The sequence below is a fragment of the Legionella stuttgartensis genome (assembly GCF_977063405.2).
The window spans coordinates 239,005-249,907 of record NZ_CDRUHA020000022.1 but is presented as its reverse complement, the minus strand read 5'-3'; the positions used below and the strand labels follow the sequence as shown (position 1 = coordinate 249,907).

Here is a 10,903-nt window from a genome sequence, read left to right as displayed (position 1 = left end):
TGGGAGTATTTTGTGGATAAGTTGTGGGTTTATTCACAAGTGACTAGTCTCTTAAAGGGAAGCTGGTGGAATCCGTTTTTTTTATGAAGTTCCTCAATACGTCTTCTGCTGCATTACATTCATATGGTTAGGGTAAATAGTATCCGACCTATCTTTTTTTCACGACAACCGCATCACTGACATTAGAAAATCCATGAACATTTAGTAGAAACGAGCCAATATGTGCATACAGTTGACTGGAGCTGCCTCCATCTAAATTGATTGCATCGATGCACGATAGAGGGGGCGATCTGAGTAGCTGCGCAAGTTTATTGGTGGTCATTGCCGCATTGGTTGAAACAAGGATAATTATTCTTCCATCACCTGTAATTCCCAGAGCAGATCGGTCAGCAATACCAGGTTTTAGAGAGGGTATTTTTTGTTTAATTAATAGTCGAGGACCACTTTGAATAGCAAATTCTATATCATTATCATGGTTAAAATGTTTGAGGCTTGAAATATAGGCCTTATTATTTTTTATGTAAAAAATTCCCCACCAACTAATTCGCTTTAAAGGATTAATCAATTTTTTATTATTTATTCGAAGTCCAAGGGGATTAAACTCATGATCAAAAAAGCCTCCATTAATACTTAAAAGGGCTTTACTGTGTTCGGCAAATTGATCCGCAGAGGCATTTTTTAAAGATAATTTTTTTGCACTGGCTAAAGCCAGCTTATTTTTATTTAGATCGATACGGAATGCATAAATATGCGCCCAGGGCGAAAGTATTCCCCCAGCAAGATCTTGATATTCAATACCTGGGCTTAATGTTCGCCAATAGCCCTCAGCATAACAATGAAGGGGGACGAAAATGAAGCAAAGAACAAATAATAAATGGAACAAATATGATTTGTTTGCAGGATAAACATTGGTTTGTGAAGACATGTTATTGTATCCTTATGTACATCATTCAACACCACGGAATCTCTTATGCAAATTAGAACGCAACATAACAATAGTGAAGTACATAAGTCAACAACAGATTTAACTCGTTTGATGAATGATGTGCTTGAACTGGCAAAAAAAGAAGGTGCAACCGATGCGATGGTCGCAGTGAATAATGACAAAGGATTCTCTGTTGATGTGCGCATGGGAGAGGTTGAAACCGTCGCATTTAGTGAGGATAAAGGTGTGGGTTTGACTGTATATATTGGTCAACGGAAAGGTGGCGCAAGTAGTACCGATACGTCACCAGCTGCTTTGGAGGCGATGGTTAAAGCGGCCTGTGATATCGCAAGAGTAAGTGCAGAAGATCCATGCTTCGGATTGGCAGATAAAGAGTTAATGACTAAAAATCATCCCGAGCTTGATTTATTTCATCCCTGGGATATAAGCCCACAACAAGCAATTGATATGGCATTAAAGTGTGAAAATTATGCTTTATCACTGGATAAGCGAATAGCCAATTCAGATGGCGTGAATGTATCCTCTTATGAATCGCACCATGGTTTTGCTAATACAAATGGTGGATCTGGATTTATTCACAGTACACGTCACAGTTTAAGTTGCTCTTTAATCGCGAAGGATGGAGAGGAAATGCAACGCGATTACGACTATACAACAGTCCGGAACCCTCAGGATTTGATTGATTTTCATGTAATTGCTAAAAATGCTGTGGATCGCGCTGTAAATCGTTTGGGGGCACAGCAGATTGCGACGCAAGCAATCCCAGTTATTTTTTCATCACGAATTTCCAGTGGTTTATTTTCAACGTTTATCAATGCTATTAGTGGTTCAAATCTTTATAGAAAAAATACCTTTTTGTTGGATTCTATAGGACAACAAATTTTCCCTGAGTTTATTCGTATTTATGAGCAGCCTCATTTGTTAGGTGCTTTAGGAAGCTCAGCATTTGACAGCGAAGGGGTCCCAACACGTCCTAATCTAATTGTTGAAAAAGGTCGCGTAATGCAATATGTAATGGGTAGTTATTCTGCACGTAGAATGGGATTAAAAACAACTGGGAATTCCGATGGAGTCCATAATTTAACAATTGATCCAACAGCAGGTGATCTTACTGACTTATTAAAAAAAATGGGCAGAGGATTATTGGTCACTGAATTGATGGGACAAGGAATAAATATTGTAACAGGTGATTATTCACGAGGTGCTGGTGGTTATTGGGTTGAGGATGGAGTAATCCAATATCCTGTTGATGAAATTACGATTGCTGGAAATTTAAAAGATATATTTAGATCCATTCTTGCTGTGGGGAATGATGTTAATCCAAATGTTGCGACACGATGTGGTTCAGTACTCATTGAAAAAATGATGGTTGCAGGTAAGTAAAAGAAATAAGAATCCCTGTATTTATTGCAGGGATTACTTTAAGGTTAAATTATATAATCTAGAATGTCCGATGACTCCATACAAAAAGAAGTAAACCGTCAAATATCTTCCATAATATAAGCAAAATAGACAGATAAAAATTTAAGTTGTTATCATGTATTTTTCGATTTTTTAGATAATATTCAAAGAACATACTGCCCTTAATTTGGTCAAAGCACTTGCTTTGTTGATTCTTTATTCTACGCTTTAGATAAGAGGATTGAATTGGAGTCCGCATGCGCAGGGTGATTTTAGCAGCATTGCTGGTAATGAATACTGCTTTCGCAGATGAGATTGTGGGTTTCGCTGCATATGAAAACGGAGATTATAGTACTGCCTACCCTTATTTAATGCAATCTGCCCGAGATGGAAATATCGAGGCAATGTATTTACTTGGCCGTATGTTCCAATACGGCGAAGGTGTTGCTAAAAATTACACACAAGCAATAAATTGGTACCAAAAGTCAGCCGAGAAAAATAATCCTTTAGCGCAACTCAGTTTGGGCTTTATGTATGACTTGGGCCAAGGGGTAAAGCAAAACTTCTCTGAAGCTTTTAAGTGGTATATGAAATCAGCAAATCAAGGTAATGCAATTGCGCAAAGAAATATTGGTTTAATGTATGTATCAGGTGATGGTGTTCCAGCCAATAAAAAGACTGCATTTGAATGGTTTGAAAAATCTGCAAAACAAGGATACAGCAAGGCACAAGTGAATCTTGCCTATGATTACATTATGGGAGAAGGTACCAAAAAAGATGTCAATAAGGCATTTTATTGGTACCAACAGGCAGCCGATCAAGGCGATGTTAGGGCTGAATATAGTTTAGGTCTGTTATATACCGGTCAACAACAAGGTATTGCGCAAGATGATAAATTAGCATTTTATTGGTTTTCTCAAGCAGCGAATCAAGGCCATGTTAAAGCGCAAACCTATCTGGCTTATTACTACATTAAAGGATATGGAGTTGAGAAAAACCCGGAAAAAGCAGCTTATTGGTATCAGGCAGCTGCACAAAGCGGGCAGCCTGAAGCACAAGCTGAAATAGGGCAGTTACTTCTTACAGGAACCGGTATACCTAGAGATTATCAACAAGCTGTTTACTGGTTTACAAAATCTGCTGTACAAGGCAACCCGGTCGGCCAAGCCAAATTGGGTTATATGTATCTTGCCGGATTGGGTGTAGATAAAGATTGGATTAAAGCATATGCTATGTTTAAGATTGCTGCAAAAAATAAAAATGAAGAGGCGATTCGAGAACTTAAGCTACTAAAAAATAAACTATCTGAGTCGGACATTCAAGCTGGTAATGAGTTAGCCGACGAAATACTCCATCAGAATACAATTCAACCCACTAAAAAAGACGAGTAATCGGGATGCTCAAGATTAAAAAACATTGAAGCTTTCTCTGAGGACATTGACTGAAATTTTTCCATTTTTATCACGACTTCGTTTAAATAAGGTATATACAGTTAAATTAAGGTTCTCACTCGTTGCCGAAGCAACGCTGAGAAAGTAACTACTCTCTAGGGTTACTTGATCATTTGCTATATTTAGTTTTTTTAGTATCTCCGCGATTTTGCCTAGATTTTTTATTCCATGTTCCTTTCTCGCTTTAATTAATTCATTAAGTTGCGTTTCCTTGGTTGTACTGCTGAGGGATTTGAGTACTTTCATGGAAGCAGTATTGATATTAATAGGTGTGGATTCGGGTAATGCAGTAATCAATGGTTCCAGAGCCAAATAAAGCGATGCGTTCACATCTTTGACCAGACGTAGCTCTGATTTGCTACTCATGAGTTGATGACTAGGATAATAGGGCGGCTTCTGGCTCATATAATAAGATAGGTAATTATCTTTACCCCGTGCCAGATCATAGGAGGAAAGCCAATCATTGATTGCAAGGGTTAACTTGACCTTTTCTGCTTCGGCATTTTGTTGTGCTGCTGCATTCATGAGATTCACAAATCCGAGCATTGATTTTCTGTTTTCTAAATTATTAATATTATAAAGAGACTGTAAATCGTAAAGAGCACCTATTAAGGTAACGGTGCTGTCAATATGTTCCATATTACGCGGAAATAAACTTACCACTCCTTGAGTATTAGCTTTGGTAAATTTATTATTTTTATTACTTAATTCACCAAGTGCCCAGAACGCAACTGCTTGTGAGGCAAGATAGACTCTATCGTGAATAATGATTAGTCGAGTACGATAAATATCTAATTGAACTTTGGTGCTCATAGCCGTTGCCACAATCGCAACCAGCGTCATAATAAAAAGCGCTGTGAGTAAGGCACTCCCTTTTATGATTTTAACTTGTGGCATAAAGTGCACCTGGTAGAATAAAAAGTAAATTTATTTCGCCCTGATCCCGAAAAGTCATATTAACTTGTACTGCTTTAGGAAAAGGCTCTTTACGCTGATTCAAGCTTACTGCTTCTTCTCTCCATTCAGTAAGGATTTGTAAGTTTTGATTTAAATAACCAAAATGACAATTAGTAAGATGTTTTAATAAGAGTTTATCTTCATAGATTTTCTGATCAATTATGTCAAGACTGTTCCAAGTTCTACGGATTAGTGTTCCCTGCTGACAGAGATAAGCTACTCGCTTTAAAGTACTGCGTTTTTCCAGGCTGCTGGGATTTATATTACCGTCACGAGTGAACTCAAAGTAATTTGTCTGACCGATAAATGCGGGTAATAATCGCATCTCATTACTACGAATAGGGCGTTCTATTGTTTGAGTAGTATCTTGTTGCATGAGACTTATTGCAAGTTGTAGTTCATTTAGACGTTCACTTTGAGCATTAACTCGAGAACGAGTTGTAAATGCGTTATATAATACGGATGAAGTGATTGTTGCTAGAATGGCGAATACCGCAAGTGCAATTAAAATTTCAATCAGAGTAAATCCATTGAGTTTTTTTGAAGTGATGTTTTTTTTCATGGCACAAACCTGAATGCTTGCAGTTCTTCTCTAAATGGTCCTGCTTTATCCGTGCTGACTGAAATGACTATTTTTTGAATATTTTTTTGTGGTGTAGAACTGACTTTTGCTCGCCAGTACCAATGCTCGTTCAACATTGTTGTATCTTGAGTTGTTTCCTGACTCTGATTAATCTGTAATAAATTGAGTTGAATCATGGCCACGCCTTGCATGGCAATCCAATGACCTACAGATTTCTCTTTCACGCGGCGTGTGGTTTCGACATTTTGGGATATCGCTTTAAGCAAAGCAGTTAAGGCAATCGCAATTATGGAAAGAGCTAATAATACCTCAATTAGTGTGAATCCTGATTTATGATGATATGCACTCATTTAGTGGGTACCACATTAAAGGTTAAATCCCCATTTCGTTTGCCAATAAGCACCGCTAAATTATTGTCCTTTTTATTGCCAAAATTTAATGTAAAAGGAGTGAGCTCTCCAGAGGAAGAAATAATAATGGAAGGGGCTCCTATTGGAGTTGAATTAATTGTTTTTAGGGTAATATGTGTGTCCTGGGGAAAGTAAGTCATTTTAAATACCCCTTTATCAGAAATCGGCTTCCATTGAGCGTTGTTGTTTAATTGGAGTATTTGATAACCTGTATTATCAATACGCAAACCAAGCGTGCTGGTTTCTAAAATAGCCTGCTGTTGGGCCAAACGAAGCGTATTCACTAGTTGTTCAGCTGAAAATAAGAGGCGACGGCTTTCACCAAAGTCACCAAAAGCAATTAAGGCAAAACCAAAGGTAATGCCTATAATCACCAAAACAATCAAAATTTCAATCAAGGTAAAGCCTTGATGCGATTTCTCGGAAACTTCAACTGCAGAAGGGAAAGCACTTAAATCCCCTTGTACATGCATGTTCACCGCTGTTTCGTGCTCCATATCTCTTCGCACTTCGCTCTCTGTAGTGAGTTTCCAAAGAAGTTTATTGTTTTGGTTCATCCCAGTTACCAATTTCGGCATTAATACCTGTTCCACCAGGTTGTCCTTCAGCACCGTAGGTGAATATATCGACATCGCCATGTTGTCCAGGATTTAAATAAAGGTAATCTCTACCCCATGGATCTTTAGGAAGCGACTTGAGGTATTGTTTCCAATTATTGGGTACTGGATTGGATGAGGGCTTTTCAACAAGGGCCAACAAACCTTGATCTGTAGTAGGATAATTTCCATTATCTAGTTTATATAAATCCAGCGCATTTTGTATGGCAAGCACGTCTTGTTTGGCTTTAACTCTTCGTGCTTCATCAGGGCGCCCCATAATTTTAGGTACTACTATAGAGGCGAGAATGCCTAATATAACAACCACTACCATAATTTCAATTAATGAGAATCCTTTTTGTCTATTCATTTTTACTCCGACTTAAACGTAGATTGGATGAGTGAAGCGTACAATTTAATGCTTCGCCAGACTACAAGTTTTAAAATTTAAGTAATTAACTGCTCCATTGAAAAAATAGGTAATAAGGTGGCTAAAACAATAAATAAAACGATTGCACCCATCAAAAGAATTACCATCGGCTCCAATAAGGTTAATGACGTATCAATTAACCGTTTGACTTCATTATCAAGATGAACGGCTGCACGTTCCATCATATTTGACAATTGTCCACTTTTTTCACCGCTAGCAATTAAATGGATTGCCATAGGACTAATATAACTCGTTTCTTTTAACGCTTCGTTAATACCACATCCTTCTCTAACTTTTACAGTAGCAGTATCAAAAGCTTGCCGCATAACGACATTGGTTACTAGACTTGCTGCAACACGCATGGTTTCTAGAACACTCACTCCTGCTGCGAAAAGTATACCAAAAGTATGTATATAACGCGAAACATTAACTGTTTTTACTAAGTACGAGACTATAGGCAACTTCAACAATAGACGATGCCAAGCTGTTTTGATTTTTTCATTAGCGAGACTTTTTTTAAAGGCAATGAATATGAGAATAAGAGCAATCAAAGTGTAAAGGCCATAATCTCTAATGAAGTGACTTATATTAATTAATAATACCGTCATTTCAGGCAGGGTTTGTCCGCCGCTTGTAAATACTTCAATAATTTTGGGTACTACAAAACTGAGTAAAAAACAAATAATAGCAATGGAAACGATGATCATAATGAGAGGATAAATCAATGCTTGCTGAACTTTTTGCTTCGTTTGCTGTTGATTCTCAGTATAGTCCGCCAGTTTTTCTAGAACCACATCAAGGTGCCCAGTTTGTTCACCTGAGCCCACAGTTGCACGATATAACTCCGGAAAGGCATGGGGGAATTGTGCCATAGCCTGGGCTAATCCATAACCTTCAAGTACTTTGGCTCGCACACCGATAATGAGTTCTCTCACTTTATCTTTTTCTGTTTGTTCACTCACTCCGCGTAATGACTCTTCAACTGGGATACCGGCGGCAAGCAATGTAGCCAACTGACGGGTAAACAGAGCAAGATCAGCTGCAGAAATTTTGCTTTTAGTTTGACTACCTGAGCGTTGCTGAGTCAACACACGAATTTGAGTTGGAATTAATCCTTGATCACGTAACAGTTGGCGCGCATGACGTTCAGAATCTGCTTCGAGCACGCCTTTTGCTGTGTTGCCATTTTTTTGAAGCGCCTGATATTGGTAAGCACCCATTATTTTTTATGGTTTATGTTAAAACATAGAGTTTAATCTATTGGGATTAATAAGTCACTTAAGGTACACTATACAACCAGACTATCCTGGAGAGCAATAATGAGCAAAAATACAGTACTAGAGGCGATTAAGGCACATGATGCCAAATTAATAGACCTACGCTTTACCGATATACGGGGTAAAGAGCAGCATATAACAATGCCAATTTCAGCAGTTGATAATGATTTTGTTGAAAATGGAAAAATGATTGATGGATCTTCTTTTAAAGGTTGGCAAAAGATTCACCAATCCGATTTGGCATTAATGCCAGATTTAGAAACAATCAAGCCTGATCCGTTTTTTCAAGACAACACTTTATTTATTCGATGCAATGTAGTCGACCCCAAAACAATGATGGGATATGAACGTTGTCCTCGATCATTAGCTTTACGTGCCGAAGCTTATTTGCAATCTACGGGTATTGCGGATACCGCTCTTTTTGGACCTGAGCCTGAATTCTTCGTTTTTGACAGTGTACAATGGGAAACAACCATTGGCGGTTCTTTTTATAAAATCGACTCAGAAGAAGCACAATGGTTTTCTGGAAAAGAGTTAGAAGGGGGTAACATAGGACATCGCCCATCGATAAAAGGCGGTTATTTTCCAGTTCCACCCGTAGATTCCTCCCATGATATGCGTTCTGCAATGAGTTTGACTCTTGAATCATTAGGAATAGTTGTTGAAGCGCATCATCATGAGGTAGCTACAGCGAACCAATGTGAAATCGCTACTCGATTTAATACAATGACTAAAAAAGCAGATGAATTACAGATTTTAAAATATGTAGTTCACAACGTAGCACATAATTACGGAAAAACAGCTACTTTTATGCCCAAGCCTTTAGTTGGTGATAATGGAAGTGGTATGCATTGCCATCAATCATTAGTTAAAGATGGTGTAAATCTGTTTTCTGGTGATCAATACGGTGGTCTTTCAGAAACCGCGCTTTATTATATAGGTGGAATAATCAAACATGCCCGGGCTTTGAATGCGTTTACTAACCCATCAACTAACAGTTACAAACGATTGGTTCCTGGTTTTGAGGCTCCTGTCCTGTTGGCTTATTCCGCAAGGAACCGCTCTGCAGCGATTCGTATTCCTCATGTGAATAATCCTAAGGCGCGTCGTATTGAAGTACGCTTCCCTGATCCTACAGCAAACCCATATCTTGCGTTCGCCGCTATGATGATGGCAGGATTGGATGGTATCCAAAGAAAAATTCATCCTGGTCAAGCTATGGATAAAGATCTCTATGATTTACCACCAGAAGAACTTGTCGATGTACCTACTGTTTGTGCTTCATTGGAACAAGCTATGGAAAATCTGCAAATGGATCATGATTTCTTATTACAAGGTGATGTATTTACTCAGGATTTCATTAATAATTACATCCGCATGAAAGAAGAAGAAATAAACAAGATAAGAAGTCTGACACATCCTTATGAGTTTGAATTATATTACAGTCTCTAGGAATAATGGTGATGAGTAAATTTTTTGTTTCTCTCTCATTGATGATGGTAATTTGCGCATCTTATGCTGCGCAAATTTACAGATGGACTGACAGTCAAGGTAATGTTCATTTCAGTGATACTCCTCATCCGGGAGCTGAAACGGTGATTATTCCTGATTCACAAAGTTTTTCATCACCAACTCCTTCAACCTCTAAGACGCCAGCGCAAGAACCGGAACAAGAAAACCACTCCGACACGGTTAAATTAAAGCATTCTTATACCAATATAGAAATTGCTGAACCTGCGAGTGGTGCAACGATTCGTAACAACGAAGGTTTTGTCATGGTGACGGTACAAATAGAGCCTGATTTGCAGCGCGGAGATCAATTACAACTGCTTTACGATGGTGACCCTCTTGGTGAACCGCAAACTAATCTAGTCTTTGAAATAAAAGGGATGTATAGGGGCTCTCATACTTTAGCAGTGCAAGTTATGGATGCTGAGGGAAATGTGATTGATAAGAGTGAACCTATCACAATTTATGTTTTTAGACCACGGGTAGGTATGGTTCCTGGCACGGCTCCACGTTAAATTTCTACGGACTGATTATGCTAATTTTATTATCACCAGCTAAAAAATTATTAAATAGTTTCAAGCCATATTCTGGAACGACATCCAATCCGCTGTTTGTTGATAAAACCAATACTCTAGTCGAATTGATGAAATCTAAATCGGTTGCTGATATAGCTGCTTTGATGGATTTGTCCAAGGATTTGGCTGAATTAAATTATAAACGTTACCAAGATTTTTCTGTGAATAAAGTCTCTACGCATGCATATCCAGCATTACTTCTATTTCAGGGAGATGTTTACCAAGGATTAAAAGCAGCAAGCTGGGAACAAAAGACGATTGATTATTCACAAAATCATTTGCGAATCTTATCTGGACTTTATGGCCTGTTAAAGCCATTGGATAATATCCAACCTTACCGGCTTGAAATGGGGATTCATTTACAGAATCCTGCAGGGAAGAATTTGTACGAATTTTGGCAACAAACTATAACGCACGAAATAAATCAGGAGTTGGCGGCTCAAAAAAATCCAGTTCTGATTAATTTGGCCTCAAATGAATATTTTAAGGTAGTGGATGTACAAAGATTAAATTATCCATTGATTACGATTAATTTTTATGAAAAAAAGAATGATCAGTTGAAAATGATTGGTATTCACGCCAAAAAAGCACGTGGAACGATGGCTAAGTTTCTCATGCAAAATCAATTTGACGATCTAGAGCAACTGAAACACTTTAATGAGTTGGGTTATAAATTCCATCAGTTAACCTCAACTGATAGCCATCTAGATTTCGTTAGAGATACTCATTAGTACGACAATTAATTATTTGTAGCCCGGGTGGAGCGCA

Annotated in this window: 12 protein-coding genes; 5 read left to right on the top strand and 7 right to left on the bottom strand. The window is 38.1% G+C overall.

Annotated elements, in window-relative coordinates; all coding sequences use genetic code 11:
• Nucleotides 1-148 precede the first annotated feature (148 nt).
• Nucleotides 149-925 carry a phosphodiester glycosidase family protein gene (locus tag ACWTEW_RS06760; protein ID WP_454780946.1) on the bottom strand — a complete coding sequence of 259 codons (777 nt, stop codon included), beginning with the start codon at nt 923-925 and terminating at the stop codon, nt 149-151.
• Between the two features lie 45 nt (nt 926-970).
• Between ACWTEW_RS06760 and pmbA the strand changes: the two genes are divergently transcribed.
• Nucleotides 971-2,329, top strand: coding sequence for a metalloprotease PmbA (pmbA, locus tag ACWTEW_RS06755; RefSeq protein ID WP_454780945.1), 1,359 nt, complete (start codon nt 971-973; stop codon nt 2,327-2,329).
• A 275-nt stretch (nt 2,330-2,604) separates the two neighbouring features.
• Nucleotides 2,605-3,738 carry a tetratricopeptide repeat protein gene (locus tag ACWTEW_RS06750; RefSeq protein ID WP_454780944.1) on the top strand — a complete coding sequence of 378 codons (1,134 nt, stop codon included), beginning with the start codon at nt 2,605-2,607 and terminating at the stop codon, nt 3,736-3,738.
• Nucleotides 3,739-3,753: 15 nt separating this feature from the next.
• On the opposite strand, the gene gspK is transcribed toward ACWTEW_RS06750, so the two are convergent.
• From gspK to lspF, 6 genes are all read right to left on the bottom strand, one after another.
• Complete coding sequence (gene gspK / locus ACWTEW_RS06745; protein WP_454780943.1) at nt 3,754-4,695, bottom strand: type II secretion system minor pseudopilin GspK; 942 nt, start codon at nt 4,693-4,695, stop codon at nt 3,754-3,756.
• Complete coding sequence (gene lspJ / locus ACWTEW_RS06740) at nt 4,682-5,317, bottom strand: GspJ family T2SS minor pseudopilin variant LspJ (protein WP_454780942.1); 636 nt, start codon at nt 5,315-5,317, stop codon at nt 4,682-4,684. The genes gspK and lspJ overlap by 14 nt, the downstream gene beginning before the upstream one ends.
• Complete coding sequence (gene lspI, locus ACWTEW_RS06735; RefSeq protein ID WP_454780941.1) at nt 5,314-5,688, bottom strand: GspI family T2SS minor pseudopilin variant LspI; 375 nt, start codon at nt 5,686-5,688, stop codon at nt 5,314-5,316. Before lspI ends, lspJ begins: the two co-directional genes overlap by 4 nt.
• Nucleotides 5,685-6,326, bottom strand: coding sequence for a type II secretion system minor pseudopilin GspH (gene gspH / locus ACWTEW_RS06730; protein ID WP_454780940.1), 642 nt, complete (start codon nt 6,324-6,326; stop codon nt 5,685-5,687). The genes lspI and gspH overlap by 4 nt, the downstream gene beginning before the upstream one ends.
• Entirely contained in the window at nt 6,289-6,714 is a 426-nt protein-coding gene (gene lspG / locus ACWTEW_RS06725; protein ID WP_182390832.1) for a GspG family T2SS major pseudopilin variant LspG, read from the bottom strand. Before lspG ends, gspH begins: the two co-directional genes overlap by 38 nt.
• A 77-nt stretch (nt 6,715-6,791) precedes the next feature.
• Nucleotides 6,792-7,994, bottom strand: coding sequence for a GspF family T2SS innner membrane protein variant LspF (gene lspF, locus ACWTEW_RS06720; RefSeq protein WP_454780939.1), 1,203 nt, complete (start codon nt 7,992-7,994; stop codon nt 6,792-6,794).
• A gap of 99 nt (nt 7,995-8,093) precedes the next feature.
• On the opposite strand from lspF, the gene glnA reads away from it, so the two are divergent.
• From glnA to yaaA, 3 genes are read left to right on the top strand one after another with little or no spacing between them, the layout of a single operon-like run.
• A complete protein-coding gene (gene glnA, locus ACWTEW_RS06715; RefSeq protein WP_454780938.1) occupies nt 8,094-9,503 on the top strand; it encodes a type I glutamate--ammonia ligase in 1,410 nt (469 codons plus the stop codon).
• A gap of 11 nt (nt 9,504-9,514) precedes the next feature.
• A complete protein-coding gene (locus ACWTEW_RS06710; protein WP_454780937.1) occupies nt 9,515-10,075 on the top strand; it encodes a DUF4124 domain-containing protein in 561 nt (186 codons plus the stop codon).
• Nucleotides 10,076-10,092: 17 nt separating this feature from the next.
• Nucleotides 10,093-10,866 carry a peroxide stress protein YaaA gene (gene yaaA, locus ACWTEW_RS06705; RefSeq protein WP_454780936.1) on the top strand — a complete coding sequence of 258 codons (774 nt, stop codon included), beginning with the start codon at nt 10,093-10,095 and terminating at the stop codon, nt 10,864-10,866.
• Nucleotides 10,867-10,903: the final 37 nt, after the last annotated feature.

Excerpts from the sequence above, each read along its gene's own strand:
- lspJ (WP_454780942.1), bottom strand. The coding sequence starts at position 5,317 with ATGAAAAAAAACATCACTTCAAAAAAACTCAATGGATTTACTCTGATT.
- gspH (WP_454780940.1), bottom strand. The coding sequence starts at position 6,326 with ATGCCGAAATTGGTAACTGGGATGAACCAAAACAATAAACTTCTTTGG.
- lspG (WP_182390832.1), bottom strand. The coding sequence starts at position 6,714 with ATGAATAGACAAAAAGGATTCTCATTAATTGAAATTATGGTAGTGGTT.
- ACWTEW_RS06710 (WP_454780937.1), top strand. The coding sequence starts at position 9,515 with ATGAGTAAATTTTTTGTTTCTCTCTCATTGATGATGGTAATTTGCGCA.
- gspK (WP_454780943.1), bottom strand. The coding sequence starts at position 4,695 with ATGCCACAAGTTAAAATCATAAAAGGGAGTGCCTTACTCACAGCGCTT.
- lspF (WP_454780939.1), bottom strand. The coding sequence starts at position 7,994 with ATGGGTGCTTACCAATATCAGGCGCTTCAAAAAAATGGCAACACAGCA.
- lspI (WP_454780941.1), bottom strand. The coding sequence starts at position 5,688 with ATGAGTGCATATCATCATAAATCAGGATTCACACTAATTGAGGTATTA.
- ACWTEW_RS06750 (WP_454780944.1), top strand. The coding sequence starts at position 2,605 with ATGCGCAGGGTGATTTTAGCAGCATTGCTGGTAATGAATACTGCTTTC.
- ACWTEW_RS06760 (WP_454780946.1), bottom strand. The coding sequence starts at position 925 with ATGTCTTCACAAACCAATGTTTATCCTGCAAACAAATCATATTTGTTC.
- pmbA (WP_454780945.1), top strand. The coding sequence starts at position 971 with ATGCAAATTAGAACGCAACATAACAATAGTGAAGTACATAAGTCAACA.
- yaaA (WP_454780936.1), top strand. The coding sequence starts at position 10,093 with ATGCTAATTTTATTATCACCAGCTAAAAAATTATTAAATAGTTTCAAG.
- glnA (WP_454780938.1), top strand. The coding sequence starts at position 8,094 with ATGAGCAAAAATACAGTACTAGAGGCGATTAAGGCACATGATGCCAAA.